This is a genomic window from Flavobacterium sp. MFBS3-15 (assembly GCF_026107645.2).
Taxonomy (GTDB): domain Bacteria; phylum Bacteroidota; class Bacteroidia; order Flavobacteriales; family Flavobacteriaceae; genus Flavobacterium.
Genome location: NZ_JAPCHV010000014.1, coordinates 83551 through 102809, shown reverse-complemented (window position 1 = coordinate 102809; position 19259 = coordinate 83551). Strand labels below are relative to the sequence as shown.

17 protein-coding genes are annotated in these 19259 nt (G+C 46.3%); 6 read left to right on the top strand and 11 right to left on the bottom strand.

The genetic code is table 11. The annotated features are described in order from the left end of the window. The first annotated feature begins 17 nt into the window (after positions 1 to 17). The 4 genes from OGH69_RS13165 (at position 18) to OGH69_RS13150 (ending at position 4214) form a co-directional block, all read left to right on the top strand. Complete coding sequence (locus tag OGH69_RS13165) at positions 18 to 662, top strand: DUF47 domain-containing protein (RefSeq protein ID WP_265174945.1); 645 nt, start codon at positions 18 to 20, stop codon at positions 660 to 662. An 18-nt stretch (positions 663 to 680) separates the two neighbouring features. Next, positions 681 to 1964: an inorganic phosphate transporter gene (locus OGH69_RS13160; RefSeq protein ID WP_265174944.1), complete on the top strand. Its 1284-nt coding sequence runs from the start codon at positions 681 to 683 to the stop codon at positions 1962 to 1964. A 236-nt stretch (positions 1965 to 2200) separates the two neighbouring features. Then, complete coding sequence (locus OGH69_RS13155) at positions 2201 to 3703, top strand: aldehyde dehydrogenase family protein (protein ID WP_265174943.1); 1503 nt, start codon at positions 2201 to 2203, stop codon at positions 3701 to 3703. A 136-nt stretch (positions 3704 to 3839) separates the two neighbouring features. Continuing rightward, positions 3840 to 4214, top strand: coding sequence for a DUF779 domain-containing protein (locus tag OGH69_RS13150; protein ID WP_265174942.1), 375 nt, complete (start codon positions 3840 to 3842; stop codon positions 4212 to 4214). 12 nt (positions 4215 to 4226) lie between these two features. Here the strand turns inward: OGH69_RS13150 and OGH69_RS13145 are convergent, their stop codons facing one another. From OGH69_RS13145 to prfB, 4 genes are all read right to left on the bottom strand, one after another. Beyond that, entirely contained in the window at positions 4227 to 5144 is a 918-nt protein-coding gene (locus OGH69_RS13145; RefSeq protein ID WP_265174941.1) for an AraC family transcriptional regulator, read from the bottom strand. Positions 5145 to 5198: 54 nt separating this feature from the next. Continuing rightward, the gene (locus OGH69_RS13140; RefSeq protein ID WP_265174940.1) at positions 5199 to 6422 is read right to left on the bottom strand and encodes a GAF domain-containing sensor histidine kinase; all 1224 of its coding nucleotides are present in this window, start codon (positions 6420 to 6422) and stop codon (positions 5199 to 5201) included. A gap of 65 nt (positions 6423 to 6487) precedes the next feature. After that, a complete protein-coding gene (locus OGH69_RS13135) occupies positions 6488 to 7711 on the bottom strand; it encodes a GAF domain-containing sensor histidine kinase (protein ID WP_265174939.1) in 1224 nt (407 codons plus the stop codon). Positions 7712 to 8051: 340 nt separating this feature from the next. Next, positions 8052 to 9153, bottom strand: a protein-coding gene (gene prfB / locus OGH69_RS13130; RefSeq protein WP_265174938.1) for a peptide chain release factor 2 whose coding sequence is annotated in 2 segments (ribosomal slippage) — positions 8052 to 9089 and positions 9091 to 9153 — 1101 coding nt in all. Because the reading frame shifts where the segments join, the coding sequence is not laid out codon by codon here. A 48-nt stretch (positions 9154 to 9201) separates the two neighbouring features. On the opposite strand from prfB, the gene OGH69_RS13125 reads away from it, so the two are divergent. Beyond that, positions 9202 to 10227: a threonine aldolase family protein gene (locus OGH69_RS13125; protein WP_265174937.1), complete on the top strand. Its 1026-nt coding sequence runs from the start codon at positions 9202 to 9204 to the stop codon at positions 10225 to 10227. A gap of 65 nt (positions 10228 to 10292) precedes the next feature. Beyond that, positions 10293 to 11012: an SMI1/KNR4 family protein gene (locus OGH69_RS13120; protein WP_265174936.1), complete on the top strand. Its 720-nt coding sequence runs from the start codon at positions 10293 to 10295 to the stop codon at positions 11010 to 11012. 119 nt (positions 11013 to 11131) lie between these two features. Here OGH69_RS13120 and OGH69_RS13115 read toward each other — a convergent pair whose 3' ends face one another. The 7 genes from OGH69_RS13115 to gcvT all read right to left on the bottom strand — a co-directional run bounded on the left by OGH69_RS13115 (position 11132) and on the right by gcvT (position 19098). After that, positions 11132 to 11671: an STM3941 family protein gene (locus OGH69_RS13115; protein ID WP_265174935.1), complete on the bottom strand. Its 540-nt coding sequence runs from the start codon at positions 11669 to 11671 to the stop codon at positions 11132 to 11134. Positions 11672 to 11718: 47 nt separating this feature from the next. Beyond that, positions 11719 to 12894, bottom strand: coding sequence for a hypothetical protein (locus tag OGH69_RS13110; RefSeq protein ID WP_265174934.1), 1176 nt, complete (start codon positions 12892 to 12894; stop codon positions 11719 to 11721). Positions 12895 to 12905: 11 nt separating this feature from the next. Then, positions 12906 to 13982 (bottom strand): ABC transporter permease, encoded by a 1077-nt coding sequence (locus OGH69_RS13105; protein ID WP_265174933.1) that lies wholly within the window; start codon positions 13980 to 13982, stop codon positions 12906 to 12908. Positions 13983 to 14127: 145 nt separating this feature from the next. Next, positions 14128 to 14838 (bottom strand): YebC/PmpR family DNA-binding transcriptional regulator, encoded by a 711-nt coding sequence (locus OGH69_RS13100; RefSeq protein ID WP_265174932.1) that lies wholly within the window; start codon positions 14836 to 14838, stop codon positions 14128 to 14130. A gap of 99 nt (positions 14839 to 14937) precedes the next feature. After that, on the bottom strand, positions 14938 to 15960 hold the full coding sequence (locus OGH69_RS13095) for an LIC11966 family surface protein (RefSeq protein ID WP_265174931.1): 1023 nt from the start codon (positions 15958 to 15960) through the stop codon (positions 14938 to 14940). A gap of 10 nt (positions 15961 to 15970) precedes the next feature. Continuing rightward, positions 15971 to 18010, bottom strand: a complete 2040-nt coding sequence (locus OGH69_RS13090) for a S41 family peptidase (protein ID WP_265174930.1) — start codon at positions 18008 to 18010, stop codon at positions 15971 to 15973. Between the two features lie 5 nt (positions 18011 to 18015). After that, entirely contained in the window at positions 18016 to 19098 is a 1083-nt protein-coding gene (gene gcvT, locus OGH69_RS13085; protein WP_265174929.1) for a glycine cleavage system aminomethyltransferase GcvT, read from the bottom strand. Positions 19099 to 19259: the final 161 nt, after the last annotated feature.

Below are 19259 nucleotides of genomic sequence, written 5' to 3'. Positions count from 1 at the left end.
CCCGTAAAAATTAGTATATGTCTATAAACAGCATTTTTCAGTTCCTTGTACCGAAAGACAAGAAATTTTTTCCCCTATTTGAACAGGCAGCGCAAAACCTTGTACTCCTGGCCGAAACGCTCCACGAAGCCGTTAATGCTCCAAAAGAACAAAGGGAAGCTTATTACAGGAAAATCGAAGAACTGGAAAATATCATTGAAGATATTGCCCACAGGACCAACCTGGAACTGAGCAGGAACTTCATTACGCCATTTGACAGGGAAGACATCCACGCACTTATTTCTGCAATTGACGATGTGGCCGACTACCTTTACGGGGCAGCCAGCAGGATGAGGCTTTACCAAGTGGAAAAGATTACCAAGTCAATCAGGAAAATGACTGAAATCACCCTGGAAAGCTGCCAGCTTATACAGATAGCGGTAGCAGATCTGAAGGACATGAAGAACCTGAAAGGCATTGCCGATGCCTGCAAAAGGATCAATAAGCTTGAAAACAAGTCGGATAACGTTTTTGATAAGGCGGTAGCCGATATCTTTGAAAACGAGACCGATGTAAAGAATATCATCAAATACAAGGAAGTGCTTGCCGCCCTTGAGTCGGCTTCAGATAAGTGCAAAGGCGTGGCCAACGTGCTGGAATCAGTGACTGTTAAGTATTCATAAACCCATAGCTTCCAACGTATGTTTACGCTTCTCATAGTAATTATTGTACTGGCGCTGGTATTTGACTACATCAACGGTTTCCACGATGCAGCGAACGCCATTGCAACAGTAGTAGCCACCAAGGTGCTTACGCCGTTCCAGGCGGTGCTTTGGGCTGCGTTCTTTAACTTTCTGGCCTATTGGGTATTCGGGTTCGGTGTGGCCGATACCGTTGCCAAGACAGCCCATACCATGGACATTAACCTTGTCGTGATACTTGCAGGGGTCATCGCCGCCATCATATGGAACCTCCTGACATGGTGGCTGGGCATACCTTCCAGCTCATCGCATACCCTCATCGGGGGGTTTGCAGGTGCTGCCATCGCCCATGCAGGGTTTGACGTAGTGTCCTGGTACACACCCGGTAAAGAGGGAGGTTTTCCGTCGGGGGTACTTATCATCATTGCATTTATCGTACTGGCGCCGCTTATCGGGGCATTGGTTTCCTACCTTATTTCCATCTGGTTCCTGAACTCTTCAAGGAAAGATACTCCCTATCCGAAGATATTCACCGTGGTTCTGATGATTGCTACCATTGTGTTCGTTTATTTCAATATGGTAGGCTATGAAGACATCAAGAAGCCGCGCTTTGAGTCGGAATTCTGGTCAGTGGCTTTTGAACCGCACAATATCAAATGGTTCCTTGTTGCATTTATCATATTGTCAATAAGCACTTTCTGCCTGTTCTTCAGTACACTCAGCCTCGGCAAGGCCGAAGCATGGCTCAAAAAAATGCAGTTGCTTTCATCGGCAGCCTTCAGCCTTGGGCATGGTGGTAACGATTCGCAAAAGGTAATGGGTATCATCGCAGCCGCTGTAGCGGTATACATCCATACAAGTGGCCACGCCCAGGAAAGCCTTCCGGAATGGCTTGACGTAGTGCTTCCAAAAGATGGTGTAGACGGCAAAATGCCCGAGTGGATCCCGCTGGCGTGTTATTCTGCCATTGCAATAGGTACGCTAAGCGGCGGCTGGAAGATTGTAAAGACAATGGGTTCCAAGATTACAAAAGTATCGGCATTTGAAGGCGTTACCGCAGAAACTGCAGGAGCGCTAACCTTATACGTTACAGAGCACTTTAAAGTGCCTGTAAGTACAACGCACACCATTACCGGTTCCATCATCGGGGTGGGGCTTACCAAACGTGTTTCGGCAGTACGCTGGGGCGTTACGGTAAACCTTATTTGGGCGTGGGTGCTTACCATACCGGTATCGGCAGTGCTTGCCGCCCTTATCTACTGGATATTAAGTCTGTTTTTATAGACAATAAATATTGTTACTTTATCAAAGCCTTCCGCATAGCGGAAGGCTTTTTTGTTGCTTTTATAATCTTGTTAACCGATTGTTTTCCAGGTCTGATGCATCATGAGGAACCTGATAATTCCTGAATTCGTGGCTACAACCTTTTGAATGAATTGTGCTATTAATTGAACGAATTATGCTATCCTAAAACGTTATCGCTCGCTAATTTTGGGAGTAACCAAATAAACTTTTAAATTATGAGCATAGTACAAAGGCCCGAATTCAGGGAAAAGTATGATAATTTTATCGGAGGCAGATTCGTCCCGCCTGTTAAAGGGGAATATTTCGACAACATTTCACCTATTGACGGCAAAGCATTTGCCAAAGCGGCGCGTTCTACTAAAGAAGATATTGAACTGGCGCTGGATGCCGCGCACCAAGCGTTTGAGACCTGGGGCAAAACGTCGCCTGCCTACCGCAGCGGCATACTCAATAAGATCGCCGATGTGATGGAGGCCAACCTCGAGTACCTTGCCACTGTTGAAGCCATTGATAACGGAAAAGCCATACGTGAAACACTGGCTGCCGACCTGCCGCTGTGTATTGACCATTTCAGGTACTTTGCAGGCGTCATAAGGGCAGAGGAGGGCGCAATATCGGAACATGACGAAAATACGGTGAGCATCGTCCTGCACGAGCCAATTGGCGTTGTAGGGCAGATCATACCGTGGAACTTCCCATTACTTATGGCTACGTGGAAAATAGCGCCGGCCATTGCCGCGGGTAACTGTACCGTAGTGAAGGCTGCAGAGCAAACACCCGTATCCATTATCATCCTCATGGAACTACTGCAGGACGTAGTGCCGCCGGGAGTGATCAATGTCGTTAACGGTTTTGGTGTAGAGGCAGGCAAGCCACTGGCTACATCGCCACGGATATCCAAAGTATCATTTACCGGCGAAACTACCACCGGAAGGCTCATTATGCAGTATGCTGCCGAGAACATCATTCCGTCGACCATGGAGCTGGGGGGCAAGTCGCCAAACATTTTTTTCAAGTCGGTAGGCGATGCCGATGATGCTTTTTTCGATAAAGCTGTTGAAGGCGCGGTGATGTTCGCACTTAACCAGGGCGAGGTGTGTACATGCCCTTCGAGGATGCTGGTACACGAGGATATTTACGATAAGTTCATCGAGAGGGTCATTGCCCGTACCAAAGCCATAAAAACAGGCCACCCGCTGGATAAGACGGTTGCCATGGGTGCACAGGCATCAAACGACCAGTTTGAGAAGATTAAATCATACCTGAAAATAGGCAAGGAGGAAGGCGCCGAGGTGCTTACCGGAGGGGATGTGAACCAGCTGGACGGCGAACTGGGTGGCGGCTACTACATCCAGCCTACGATATTCAAGGGGCATAATAAAATGCGCATCTTCCAGGAGGAAATCTTTGGGCCTGTGGTATGTGTTACCACATTTAAAACCACAGAAGAAGCATTGGAAATTGCTAACGATACGCTGTATGGCCTGGGTGCCGGTGTTTGGACGCGCGATGCGCATGAACTGTACCAGGTGCCAAGAACTATAAAAGCGGGTAGGGTATGGGTAAACAACTATCATGCTTACCCGGCGCATGCCCCGTTCGGAGGTTATAAAAAATCGGGTTTTGGGCGCGAAAACCATAAGATGATGCTGGAACATTACAGGCAGACTAAAAACATGCTCATTTCTTACGATAAAAATAAACTTGGATTCTTTTAACGGTCTAAGGTTTGGTGAATGAGGCTGTCGAAGGGCAGCCTTATTTTTAACCTGCAAGTGTTTCAAACCTTGTAGGCTTATCCTAACTATTGATACCTACAAAGTCTTTAAGATCTTGCGGCCAAAATAAATAGCCATGCACAAACGGATTGACATAACACCCGAAGCCACTGCCCTCATCAGCCAACTGAAGGAGCGATATGGCGAACTCATGTTTCACCAAAGTGGCGGCTGCTGCGACGGTTCCCAGCCCATGTGCTTTGAAAAAGGCGATTTCAAACTCGGCTATAGCGATGTATGCCTGGGCGAGGTGGAGGGTTGCGAATTCTGGATGAGCCGCGACCAGTTCGAATACTGGCAGCACACCCACCTTACGCTCAACGCCATTGATGGGAGGGGAGCGAGCTTTTCACTGGAAATCCCGCTAGGCAAACGCTTCCTGATTGAGTCACGGCTTTTTACGGACGAGGAGAGGGGCAATCTGGAGCCTTTGCGGTATCTGGAGGAGTAAAAAAGACACTGTCTAGTTCACATGCAGCAATTGGTATTGCTTAGGCGTAATTCCTTCATATTTCTTGAACAGGCGGATAAAATAATTGCAGTCATCAAAACCTGCCATGAAACACACCTCGTTGATTTGTATGCCGGGGTTTTTGAGCAGCTGCTTTGCCTGTTTTATTTTTTCGTTTAAAATGTACTCGATAGGGCTCACCCCCAGTTCTCTTTTAAAATATCGATAAAAGGAGGTTGTACTCATACAAGCCTTTTCGCTCAGGTCTTTCAGGTTGATGCTTTTGGTAATGTTGTCGCGGATGTATTGGGTAATAGCATAAATAGGGCTTGCCGTATCGATGGCATTACTGTCATTTGTGCGCTGGACGGTCTGCGTCTGCACGATGCGTACCAGCAATTCCTGCAAGGCAAGATCTACCAGTGCATCCTTGGTTACCGAATAGCTCATGCACTCGCGGATGAGCTTATTGATGGTATTGGCAAGATCGGTATTGTTGTAAAAGAAGTAGTTTTCGTGGTACAACTTCCAGGTATCATCCTCTTTTGGGTAGCGCTCATTTAGGAATACCAGCGTTTCTTCAATCTTATTATGGTCAATAGCGAGGGCAAGGCATTGCGTAGGATTTTGGGTAGAAGCTTCAGGGAAGTCGATTTTCATTTCTACATTAGACGGCACGATGACGGTTTCTCCAGGCAGGTATTCGAAGGCCGGGTCGTCGAAGAGGTGCATTACCTTTTTTCCGCGTAGCATGCTCGTAACTACAAGGTCATTGAATTTGAGCGGCACGAGCGCTGACTCCTGATAGGTCTCGAACAGGTTGAGCTCGCAATTATCAAGCGAGTATACGGTACGGTTTTCTACCAGTGTTTTTAGCGATTTTTCGTTTGATAAGGACGGTGTGTAAAGTAAAGCCTTCTGATTATTCATATCCTAAAATTTGCCGCCATTAATTTAAGGATATATAACGAATGGGAGAAATTTTTACGAATTAAATTCAGGGACAGGATGTTCTTTTGAATATTTAAAAGGAAGCTTTACTATAAAGGAGGTGCCCTTATCTTTACCCTCACTGGATGCTGTAATGGAGCCGTTGAGCAGCTCGACAAACGATTTTGTTATGGAAAGCCCCAGCCCGTTGGACGTTTCCCTGCCGGTAGGCTTTGAACTTAGTTTGGCAAATTTGGTAAACAGCCTGGCAATATCTTCCTCATCAAGCCCCTGGCCGTTGTCTTTTACTTCAATTTCAATCGACGTACCCGCCTGGCGCGCCAGAATATGGATGGTGCCACCCTTATAGGAATACTTTATGGCATTGCTTACAAGGTTATGCAATATGTCCAATACCTTTACACGGTCGGCATAAAGGAATGGAAGCCCGTCCTCAATCTCAAAATGGAGTATTTGTGCTTTTTTTGTGGCTAAAAGCTCAAAACTGTTTTTCAGCCTGACGAATATTTCATGCACGTCGATTTCCTCTATATGCAGTATGATTTGTGCCTCTTCTGCTTCTGAGTATTTCAGCAGGTCTGACAGCTTCGATTTGATACGCCCCACCGATGACTTTATCATCTCGGTCATCTTGTCTTTTTTGCTCTCGTCTTTGGATATAATCTCGTTGGCCAGTTTAATTGAAGCCAATGGGTTTTTTATTTCGTGAAGGGCAATGTTCATCAGGTCGATTTGCGATTCGATGGTTTTACGGTAGCGCAGCCTGTTTTCGAGCTTATCTATTATTATTTTAGACAGGCTCTTAATGAGGTCGATTTGTAAAGGGTTTGCCTCTCCGGGTTCCGGGGCTGTAACTACCAATGCCCCAATCTTATAGCCTTCGGGTGTCTTTAGGGGTGAAGCCACATAAAATCGTGGGCCGTTGGTCATCTTGATGAACGGGCTGTCGCTATAGTGCGGATGTTCTCTCAAATCGTTAATAACAAAAACCTCGTCCTGCTCAATGACATGCGATACTACACTTGTTTCCTTGGGTACTTCGTTATAAGTTGTGTTGCTCAGGTTTGATTTTATAAATACCCTTTTTTCGTCAACAAATACAATGAAAGCATTGGGCGCATTGAAAATTTGCGATGCCATTAGGGAGATCTTGTCAAAAGTATCTTCAGAATGGGTGTCAAGTATTCTGTAGTCACGAAGCTTTTCGAGCCTGTGTTGCTCCTTTTTGGCAAGTTGTTCAGGAGAAAGGTCTGACATCGTTATATTGGTTTCTTTTTAGTAATAGGTTGGCTTGACGGGTCTGCAATGATAGGGTCGGGCGCTTATGTAGCAGTAATATCGGGTTCCAGTTCCGGTATGTATTTTATGGGGAGTGACACAATAAATGTAGTCCCCCTGTCTTTGCCGGGGCTCATGGCATATATGGTACCCTTATGGAGTTCCACGAATGACTTGGCTATCGACAGCCCCAAGCCGGTTGAGGTTTCTTTTCCTGTAGGTTTAGAGCTTAGCTGTGCAAACTTCATGAACAGCTTCTGCACGTCGTTACGATCCAGTCCCTGGCCTTCATCGCGTACTTCAATGTGGATGTTATAGCCTGCCTCACGTGCTTCTATCTTGATTTTTGAATCAGGGTAGGAATATTTTATCGCATTGCTTACGAGGTTGTGCAGTACATCAGATATTTTGGCCTTGTCTGCCTCAATCAGCGGTAAATTTTCATTGTATTTCAGTTCAATGGCCTGTTTTTTCCTGCGGGCAAGCAGGTCGAAGTTATTAAATAGCCGTGTAAGCACATCATTAATGTCAAATGCTTCAATCTTTAACAGCAGGTCTGTCTCTTCCAGTTCCGATTGCTTAAGAAGTTCTGACAGCCTTTCCTCTATGCGGTTTACTGATGTTTTTATGACATTATTCATCTTAACCTTGTCTGTGCCATTGCTTTTCAGCATATCATTGGCCAGATTGATGGAAGCGAGCGGATTTTTTATGTCATGAAGCGTAATATTCATCAGGTTTACCTGAGACTCTATCGATTTACGGTACCGCAGCCTGTTTTCAAGCTTGTCGATTACCATTTTGGAGAGCGTCCTCAGCATTTCCAATTGTTCAGGAGATGCCTCGCGCGGTTTGTCATCCGTTACGCAAATCGTACCAATGTTGTAACCCTCGGGAGTTTTCAGCGGCGAGCCGGCATAAAAGCGTATCCCGCCTTTTCCTGAAACGTAGGGGTTGTTCTGCAGCGCAGGCTTGTTATGGGTATCGTTTAGTACAAATATGTCATCGTTCAGTATCGCACGCGAACAGAGGCTGTCTTCACGCCTCACCTGGACGGCTGCCAATTTGCTAAGGTTGGACTTAAAGAAAACCCTGTCGCTGTCTACAAAGGTTATAAAAGCCCCCGAAGTTCCAAACAGCTTTTGCGCCATAGAAGCTATCGTGTCGAACACATCTTCCGGATGCGTGTCGAGAATACTATACTCCTGCAGCTTTTCCAGCCTCAGTTGGTCATTTTCCGGGATGTAATAATCGATGGTTTGATTCATACCTGCTTCAGATACAGAACGCTGCTTTTAAGAATTAGGCCGTTAAAATAAAAACTAAATTACAATTATTTTATTAAGAATAACTCCAATACACGATGTTAAAGTTAGGTTAAATACAAATCGGTTGCAATAATTGGCATTGGTAATTTATCTAACCGGGTTAACAGGTCATTATTTTACCACGTACCCACAAATTTTCATAAAATTCATGAAGCATTTTGCTGTATGCAATAAAGACACAAAGCTACGCTTCGCTTTATCAGCTTGAGCATGCAGCTTTGTGTCTTTTGTAAAAAAACTCTTGAGCTTTACGGTTAAATTAAACCTCCAACAAAGGATGTTAATTCTCCTCTGTCTTTTGACCCATCATCATCAGGTAGGCCTTGAGGAACTCATCAATCTCGCCGTTCATCACACCTTCCGTATCGCTGGTTTCATAGGCCGTACGGACGTCCTTCACCAGTTTGTACGGATGCATCACGTAGTTGCGTATCTGCGAGCCCCATTCGATCTTCATCTTGTTGGCCTCAATCTCGTCGCGCATGGCCTGGCGTTTTTTCAGCTCAATTTCATACAGCTGCGATTTCAGCAACTGCATGGCCTTGGTCTTGTTATCCAGCTGTGAGCGGGTCTCAGAGTTCTCTATGATGATGCCGGTAGGGTGGTGGCGCAGGCGCACTGCGGTTTCTACCTTGTTTACATTCTGGCCCCCTGCACCGCTGGAGCGCATGGTTTCCCACGATATGTCGGCAGGGTTAATCTCGATCTCTATGGTATCGTCGGCGAGCGGGTAAACATATACCGATGCGAACGAGGTATGCCTTTTGGCATTACTGTCGAATGGTGAAATGCGCACCAGACGGTGTACGCCGTTCTCGCCCTTCAGGTAGCCAAAAGAATAATCACCCTCAAACTCGAGTGTCACGGTCTTGATGCCCGCAACCTCCCCGGCCTGATAGTTAAGCTCACGCACCTTGTAGCCTTCCTTTTCGCCCCACATGATGTACATACGCATCAGCATCGAGGCCCAGTCGCAGCTTTCGGTACCGCCGGCCCCGGCAGTGATCTGCAATACGGCGCTCATGCTGTCTCCTTCGTCAGAGAGCATGTTGCGGAATTCCAGGTTCTCAATGTGGGCTAAAGTCAGCTTGTACTGGTCGTCCAGTTCCTGTTCGGTGGCATCGCCTTCCTTTACGAACTCATAGATTATCTGGAGTTCTTCGGCCATGTTGTTGCCCTTCTCATAGTCTTCCACCCATTTCTTTTTGGAACGGATGTTTTTCACAATGATTTCGGCTTCTTTGGCGTTGTTCCAAAAGTCGGGCGCGAAGGTTTTTTCCTCTTCGTTGGTTATTTCAATGATCTTCTTATCGATGTCAAAGATACCTCCTCAGTGCTCCCAGGCGCTCTATAATACCTTTAATTTGTTCGGTATTTGTCATAAATTAATGTAGTTTTGTAATACAAAAGTAAGGCATCCTTTTCAATATATGGAAATAAATTTAGTAAGCGACACGGTAACCCGGCCCGGCCACGAGATGATGCAGCAGATGTTCAGGGCCAAAGTCGGCGACGATGTTTTTAAGCAGGACCCGACAGTAAACGAGCTTGAGGAAACCGTAGCCGGTCTGTTCGGCATGGAAGCCGCCTTATTTTTTCCTTCAGGTACCATGGCCAACCAAACGGCCATAAAGCTGCACACCAACCCCGGCGATGAGCTTATCTGCGACAAGTGGGCGCATATTTTCAACTATGAAGGTGGCGGTGTAGCGGTGAACAGCGGTGTCTCCAGCAGGCTTATCGACGGCAACCGCGGCATGATCACTGCACAACAGGTAGCCGATGCCATCAATCCGCCCGACTTTTACCACAGTCCGCTTACAAGCCTTGTATGCATCGAAAATACGACCAACAAAGGCGGAGGCGCCTGTTATGACCTGCAAACCCTGCTGGAAATACAGGAAGTATGCCGCGCCAACAACCTTAAATACCACCTCGACGGCGCCAGGCTGTGGAATGCCCTTGTAGCCAAACGCCAGCATCCCAAGCAGTTCGGGGAGCTGTTCGATACCATATCGGTTTGCCTGTCCAAAGGCCTGGGCGCTCCGGTAGGCTCGCTGCTCATAGGCAGTAAGGAGCACATCCGTATGGGGATGCGCATCCGTAAGATATTCGGAGGCGGTATGCGCCAGGCGGGTTACCTTGCCGCCGCAGGACTGTATGCCCTGCAAAATAATGTGGGCCGCCTGGACGAGGATCACCGCCGTGCGAAACAGCTGGGCAACCTGCTCAGCCAGCTGCCGTATATCGATAAGGTTGAGCCCGTAGAGACCAATATCCTTATTTTCTCATTGAAGCCCCACCTCGACGAAAAAGCTTTCATGGAAAAGCTGAAGCAGAAGAACATTTTCATTTCATCATTAGGCAAAAACAAACTGCGTATCGTCACTCACCTCGATTATAAGGAGGTGATGCATAATTATGTGATTGAAACGCTGGGGAAGATGAGTTTTTAGTTTAAAGTTTCAGGTTTCAGGTTGCTGACTCGGATGTTTTAGCAATAATTATCATATAGTTTATTATGGCCCCAAAGAAACAGTTAGAATCCATTCTTGGTAATCGATATGAATCCGAAGATGGAGATTTGTATAAGGTAGAATTGCTGGGTGGAATGGATGATCATGAAATAACCAATTTTAAAAGTCAACTTCCTAATAACACTTTACCTGACGAAATTGAACAATTGCTTCGATTTAGCAGGGGATTTGAATTCTATAGTTTTGAAGAAATCCGCTTTGACACTTATGGTGTGTTCGGTATCGATGGTTTATTTCCACGTTCAATAGAGCTTGCAGGCGACGGTTTTGGGAATTATTGGATTTTAGACATAGATTCGTTGGGGAATTGGAATTCGGTCTACTATGTGTGTCATGACCCTGCGGTCGTGATTAAGCATTCTGAAAATCTTAGTGAATTCATAATGCACGTGGACGAATATGGGAAAAAAGGTAATGAATCTCATCTTGACATCATTCACGAAAAAACCGTATTTGAAATTTGGGATAGAAACTTGGGAGTACTTGAGCCAAACGATGTAAATTTTAATTTTGGTATTGTAGACGGGCTTCCTGAGTTATTCATTGTGGCAGACCTTATAAATAAACCGACTAATACCGGATTTTCCTGGGCAAAACATCATATAAATTCTAAGATTATTAGGCCAACTGATGAACCTTTATGGATTATTGAGAAGAAAGTAAAGCAAGGTCTTTTCGCAAGACTTTTTAAACGAAATAATTGAAAGTGCCCACACGAAAATATGACCTCAAAAAACAAAAAATGAAAGCCGGGGGAGCCTTTACTTTTATCCTGTGCACCCACGTCGCAGGGTAGGAAACTACGAACTGATCTTTACAATTCTTACGCGTTTTTAAACTTACCCCACATCTCATTCAACGTTGCAAGCAGTTCTTCATGGCTTGTTTTGAGTCCGTTTGCAGTGATTGAAATGGGAGATCCGTAAGCTTTGTAATTAAAATTCATGGCTTTTCTCTTTAAAAACTGCGTTTGCCTGTTGATATATTTTTCAGGATATGAAACACCAATCATTATAAATTTTTCACTCATTACCTGAGAGGTGTAGATATGCCTTATATCTTCCCACGGAATGAACCCTGCGTTTACACCGCTTGCATTATCAGTCAGCCCTTTTGAGTCGATTATGAAACCGGGCTTTTCGTCAGACATTTTGATGATAAAGAAGATCATTGCCGAAATACCCATAATGATTGCCGCAGCGGCAGCTCCATATTTTATGAATCCGTTGTTTAGGAACGTATCGGAAACCCCGGGCTTAACGGTTATAATCCAAATTCCCGCAAGGATAAAAATAACCGAAAAAATCAACAGCTTTATTAGTTTCCCTTTGTGTATTGGAATTATAATGGGTTGGATTGGCATAAAATAATGGTTTATTGCCAAATATAATGAAATTTAGAGGGTAAGAACTACTCCAGTTCCACAATCATGTACTCTTCATCCGATTCAATTATAATCCCATCCTCCAAAACAAGCGTTCCCGATACCAGCAATCCTTCATTATCAGCCAGGCCGGTAGTGCGCTCCGGGAGGTATTCCATCAGGGTTTCTGTATCCATTGGTGAAGTGAGGTAGCTATAGGTCACTTTTTGGGTGGCCGGGTCATAATCCATTTTCAAGTAGTCGAAGCCCCACCATGGGGTGTAGATGTCGAAATCCTCATCGCCGTTGCCCGGTGTCATGTCGTGGTAGGTTACGCCCTCTTCATCTACGGAGAATAGCGTCAGTACAAGCACATGCCCTCCTGTTGTGCCGCCACCCCAGGAATGGGTAATGACTGCGTATTTTTCCTCATCATACTTTTCGAGCGATTGTATTTTCGACGTCCACATTTCATGCACTTTACCTGACGGAAGCTGTACCAGCGTAGTGAATACAGTGCCGCAATGCGCGCCGCAGGCTTCACCTTCAAATACAAACATCTTGAATTTGCCGTCGGGCGCATAGTGTACTTCACCACCCCAATAGCCGCTGTTCAACGACCCTATAATCTTGTTTTCATCATCAAAATAGGCGAGCGCCTCCTCTCCGTTAAACTTATCCACGCCCCGCTGTATGATGATGCTGTCGTATTTTGAAGAAAAATCTGTGTCCTCAAATATATCAATATTGCTGTCCTTCGCCATCCCAAGGCGCACAAGGCGGTTATCGGCCTCAAGATTTAGGAGTGTACCAAGCAGGCCTTCAGTGGGGGCCATATATAGGCTTCCATTTTTAAAATGGAGCTTTTTCTTTTTGGTAACCGCTTTTAAAGCCAGTGTCTTTAGTGGTACGAGGGAGTCCGTGTACAGGATGTAACCCAGTTTTGGATCCATGTTCTTTACAACAACGGTATTTTCAAAGTTCAGGGTAATGCCTTTCTTATTGACGATATACCTGCCCGAACCCAGTGTTTCAACCTCTTTGCACTTAGTGATTGCGAGAAAGGAGGAATCCGATATGAAAAGTATCTTCTTTTGGGCGCATTCTTTTATCTTACCTGTTGTATCGGTAAGCGTGTACGTTTTATTTTTCAGCGAAAAAGCGTCCTGCCCCGCAACCTTTACGCAGGCAATAAGCAAAAGGGAGAGCAGCAGTTTTTTCATATAGTAATTTCTTACCCCAGCCTGATCTTAGGATCCAGCCATGCATAAATAAGGTCTACCAAAATGTTGATGACCACAAAAGTCGTCGCGATCACCAGCACCGACCCCATGATCACCGGGAGGTCGAGCGTGTTAAGGGCTTCCACCACCTCTTTGCCTAGGCCGTTCCACCCAAAAATGTATTCTACAAAAACCGCGCCCGCCAGCATCGAGGCAAACCACCCCGAGATTGCCGTAACCACAGGGTTAAGCGCGTTTTTCAGCGCGTGCTTGCGGATGATGCGTACCTCGCTAAGCCCTTTGGCACGGGCGGTGCGTATGTAATCCTGTCCCATTACTTCCAGGAGTGAGTTGCGCATCAGCTGTATCACCACACCCAGCGGACGTATGCCCAGTACGATGGCAGGCAGGAGGATGTTCTTCCATTTAATGTACGAGCCTTCGCCAAAATCGTCCACCTCATACAGGCTTCCGGTCATGCCGATATGGGTGTACTCGTGCAGCAGGAACCCGAACACCCACGCGAACAGTATCGCCGCGAAAAAGGAGGGTAGGCTCATGCCCAGCGTACTCACCAGTGCAATGGTCCTGTCTATCCACGTATCTTTATGCAACGCCGAAACAATGCCGAAAAATATCCCCACTATGATGGCAATGATGATTGCAAAGAACGCCAGCACAATGGTATTGGGGAGCGTATCGCCTATCACCTGCGTTACCTTCTTGCCGCTTTTCTGGAAGCTTTCCCGGAGGTAGGGCGCTTTAATGACTGTAGTCGTGCTTCCTATGGTAAACAGCTTTGCCGCAGTATACTTGCCTTCGGACAAATAAGTATAGTCCCCATCGTTGGTGCTGTGAAAGGAGAGGGGGGAGAGGTCGTTAAGGTAGTACAGGTACTGTTTGGATACCGGTTGGTCGAACCCGTATTTTTTCTTGATGATGGCCAGCTGCTCAGAATTCTCGTTTTGGTCCAGCATCATGCGGGCAGGGTCGCCGGGAAGCACGGTGAATAGAAAGAATATGACAGTAACCACGCCAAACAGCGTGAGCAGTGCATAACCCGTTTTATATAAAAGGTATTTTACCAATGTTTGCTTTTGTTGCCCAAATATACAGGTTTTTCTCCATCCTGTCCAGCACCTCAAAATAACTCTGATAAAAAAAGCACCCCGAAGGATGCTTTATATTGTTGTGGGTTTCCCCAATAATCAATAGCAAATAAAAAATAGAAAATTATTCCTGCATGGTGTGATACACGTTCATCACGTCATCGTCTTCCTCGATCTTCTCAAGCAGTTTCTCCACATCGGCTACCTGGTCTTCGGTAAGTTCCTTGGTCACCTGCGGTATGCGCTCAAAGCCTGAAGAAAGTATCTCAATGCCGCGGTTTTCAAGTTCTTTCTGGATTGATCCAAAGCTCTCGAATGGCGCGTACATAACGATGCCGTCCTCATCAGCGAAGATCTCCTCCACGCCAAAGTCGATCATCTCCAGCTCGAGTTCCTCAACGTCGCGGCCCTCGGCAGGGATACGGAAGTTGCAGGTATGGTCGAACATGAATTCTACCGAACCCTGTGTGCCCAGCGTACCGTTGCACTTGTTGAAGTAGCTGCGGATGTTGGCCACAGTGCGGTTGTTGTTGTCGGTAGCAGTTTCAATAAGGATGGCGATACCGTGCGGTGCATAACCTTCGAAAAGTACCTCCTTAAAGTTGGCTGTATCCTTGTCGGATGCTTTCTTTATGGCACGCTCCACGTTGTCTTTCGGCATGTTGGCTGCCTTGGCATTCTGGATCACTGCCCTTAGCCGTGCATTGGTCTCCGGGTTACCGCCGCCTTCCTTAACGGCCATTACAATATCCTTGCCTATCCTTGTGAACGTTTTGGCCATTGCCGACCAACGTTTCATTTTCCTTGCTTTCCTGAATTCAAACGCTCTTCCCATAATTAATTTGTTTGGAGGCACAAAAATAAACTTATTCCGTGTTTTTGCAAAAAATTAGATGATTGTTATTTAGGTGTAATTTTTTTGAAGCATTACCAATCAATCCCTCGGCACATGTTTCGAAACAAAGCCTTCACTGGACGTATTCCAGGCAGTAATGGCGTTGTTCCTTTCGGTATTGTACTTGTTGTTCAGCTTGTTGTAATTGCCCACTGCCTTGTTGAGCTCGTTAACCGTCTTGTTGTAGGCATCAATATCTTCCTTTGACGGCTTCCCCTTTGCATCCATGGCTTTTTTGCTTTCATCTGCTTTTTGGTTCAGCATCATGAAATCCGTAACGCCCGGAGCAAATTCCAGTGCTTCTTTCTTATAGAATTCCAGCGCTTTTTTGGTAGCATTCACCAGCATTGGGTCATTTTTATAGGGCGAGGCCTGCTTTAGCTTTTCAAGCCCTTCGTTTACGAACGATTCCAGTGCCGATGCATTCTGCTGTATCCTGTTGATGTCTTTGTCCTGTACCGCCTTCATCAGGTTGGCATCGGTAATGTACACTTTAAAGAATATCAGGTACATGTCGCTCTGGTGCTTAAACACCTGGTTGGAAATCTCCATTTTTTTGCCCAGTTCAGTTTGGTCGTCGGTAATGGTAATGTTGTATTTGTTGGCGAATTCCTTTTGGTGCCTGTTCAGTTTTTCAATCTCGTCGTTTATCTTTTGGTTCACCATGTCGCGCGTCAGGATGTAGGCTTCCATCAGGTCATACGATTGCTCGGCCACTTCCTGCATGTCGATGATCTTGTCGTACTCGTCGTTAATGTATTTTTCAGAAATGGAGAAGTAGGCGAGAAGCTGGTCGCGGTACTCCACATCGCCCTTAAAGCCATTGGTGGCGGCGATTTTTTTGGAGGCAGCCTGTATCGATTTTATGAGCGCCTTGCGCGTAGCATCAATCTTGCGCGCGCTTTTGCTGTGGGCTACAGCCTTGGTGTATTTCCACGTGTTGGCCGAAATGGGCTTGCTTTCCCTGTCGATGAAGTTGAGGTATTCGATTGGTGTTTTAAAATCCTGCGCTGCACAGGTAAGCGATACTATGAATAGTATGCCGAGTAACATTTGTTTCATTGGTTGTTGGTTATTGGTTAAGGTCTTTCAATATGTTTACCGCTTCGTTGATATACATATCGGTTTTCACAGATTTTATCTTGTACTCGTTGGCATTTTTCAGGTAGTCGTCGTAGCCCGTCACTTCCTGGTTGAAAGCGGTATTGCGGATGGAAAAGCCCAGTTCTTTCTCTGCAGCGGCGCTTATATCCTTCCATATCTGGTCCATGGAATGCACATCGTCAAACACACTGTCAAAGGTTACCGCTACCGGTTTTTTGGCATTGTTGTACAGTGCATTGATCCGGTCATTTACCGAGGTTACCATCTGGAAGCCTGCATCGGAGGCCGTGCGGTTGCGGCTCAGCTCAGCGGCTCTTTTTATGGGCTCTTCGGGCATTTTGCTGAACCTCAGGTGCAGGTCGGCTATACTGTCGTTCTTTATGGCTGTGGTCATGGTGCGTTCCCTGGGCAGCAGCTTGTCAAAAAAGGTTGGAAGCTCCACATCGGGCACTATTCCTATATACTGGCTACTTTTGCCGGTAATGCGGTAAAACTTGTCGATGGTCACTTTTACAAAATCCTCCGGCTTTTCATTTGCTGCCTCCAGTGGCAGTATAGTTTGCATGGTCGCCTTGCCTACCGTGGTATTGCCCACTATAATGGCGCGGTTGTAATCCTGCATCACACCGGCAAAAAACTCGCTTGCCGATGCCGAAAAACCATTAACCAGCACGACCATAGGCCCGTTGAAAACCATGCCGCGGTTAAAGTCCTTGATTACGTTATAATCCATATCCTTGTCGGTAACTACTGCCACCGGCCCAAAGTTGATGAACATCCCTGCCATGCGTATCACCTCGTCCATCGAACCCCCGCCGTTGTATTGCAGGTCGATGATGAGGCCCTTGATATTCTCTTTTTTCAGCTTTACCACTTCGCGCGCCACATCATCGGCGCAGCCCTGGCTTTTGTCCGAATCGAAAGCTGTGTAAAAGCTGGGCACCTTTATGTAGCCTACCGGGTCCTTATCTCCCAGTACAAAGCTGTATACGCTGTGGTCATCGGCTTTCATCACCTTTTTTTCAAGGCTTACCGAATAGACCGACCCGTCCTTTTTGCGGAGTGTCAGCACTACGGTCCTGTAGGTATCTGAATTTACAATGTCGTTTATCTTATCCATCGAGGCGCACGATACGGTATATTCCGTATCATTGGCTGCCAGCTTTATGATCTCGTCACCCTTTTTGATCTTGTCGGTTTTGTATGCCGGCCCGCCGGGAACTATGTCCTCTACAATGATCTGTTCTTTTTCATTTTGGGAAACATACAGCCCCAGCGAATAATTTTCGGTAGATATGGACGATACGAACGATGCCTTCTCGCTATAATTGAAGTAGGTGGAATGCGGGTCGAAATAGGAGCAAAATACCGAATAGAACCGGTTGTAAATGCTGTTTTCAAAACCCTCCGAAGGGTTCAGCAACAGGTTGGCCTTGCACAGGTAGCTTTCCAATATTTTTGGGCGTGATATTTTTCCTAACGCCTCAAGATGTACTTTGAGCGAATCTTTGTTTTTGCTCTGTTCGGATATGTCCTCGAGTATGTCGTAGGTGATCTTCTTGCGAAGGAAACTCTTTATGCGGTCTGCTTTGGAGTGAAACGGAAAGGTTTCCCTGGAGTAATAGATGGTGTCTTTGGTATTGAAGGGAAGCGGCTCGCGGCCAATTTCCTCTACAAAGCCCCTGCTGCGTTCCAGGGCCTTTTTGTAAATGGTGATAAAGTCGGAAAAGAACGAGCAGTCCTTGTCCTTTATGTAATTATCAATGGCATAGCGGTGCCTGGCCAGCTGTTCGTACTCCTCTTTCAGGAACAGGATGCGGTTATCGTCCAGCCCTTCCATGACCTTATCAAAAACATAAACCGATAAACTGTCGTCTACCGGTTTAGGCTTGTAGTGCCTCGACTGAAGCACACTATTCACTTTCGAAAAAACATCGCACGCCTTATCATGGTTTTGCGCCCCCATTGCCAGGGGAAGCAGTAAAGCGAATGCGAATAGTTTTTTCATGGCATTTATTTTTTATAGAACGGCAGCTTCACCACCCTGGCAGGGATATCATTCTTCCTTATGCGGATGAATATTTCGCTGTCCGGCGCGGCATAGGCTGCAGGCACATAGCCCAACCCGATGCCTTTGCCCAGCGATGGTGACTGCGTACCCGATGTTACAACGCCTATCACGTTTCCGTCCTTGTCTGTAATTTCATAATCGTGCCTCGGTATCCCCCGCTCGGTAAGCTCAAAGCCTACCAGCTTGCGGGTTACGCCGGCTTCCTTTTGCTGCTTCAGTGCCTCCGAGTTGGTAAAGTCCTTGTTGAACTTCGTGATCCAGCCCAGCCCGGCCTCAAGCGGGGAAGTGGTATCATTAATGTCGTTCCCATACAGGCAGAAGCCCATTTCCAGGCGAAGCGTGTCGCGTGCAGCAAGCCCGATAGGCTTTATGCCATATGCTTCTCCGGCTTCAAATACTTTGTTCCAAATCTGTTCTATCTCGCTGTTTTTGGCATAGATCTCAAAACCGCCGCTGCCGGTATATCCCGTTGCAGAAATGATCACATGCTCAATGCCCGCAAAGTCGGCCACTTCAAAATGGTAGTACTTTATGGCAGCAAGGTCTACCGATGTAAGCGGCTGCATGGCTTCCATGGCCATAGGCCCCTGTATGGCTAATAACGAATAGTCTTCCGATACATTGCGCATGTCCACACCCAAATCGTTTTTAGACGATATCCATGCCCAGTCCTTCTCAATGTTCGAGGCATTCACTACCAGCAGGTATTGCTCTTCTTTAATCTTGTACACGATAAGGTCGTCTACGATACCGCCCTCATCATTCGGCAGGCAGGAATATTGTGCCCGGCCTACAGTAAGCGTCGATGCATCATTGCTGGTCACCTTCTGTATCAGGTCCAGTGCCTTTGGCCCGCTAAGGAGGAATTCTCCCATGTGCGACACGTCGAAAACGCCTACGCCATTGCGTACGGTTTCGTGTTCGATGTTCACCCCTTCATATTGAACAGGCATGTTGTAGCCCGCAAAAGGGACCATTTTGGCACCAAGGCCCTCATGAATATGCGTAAGCGCAGTATTTTTCATTGTAACGTTAAAAATTTGAAATGTGTCTGTTGTTTGATTGTGCTAAAGTATTGAAAAAAACTGCATTTTCCGTAGGAAAAGGGCAACAATTAAGAATTATTTGGCGCAAGCACGTAATCCCCCTGATTGTCATATGAACCGTAAGGGTAGAGACGCAATGC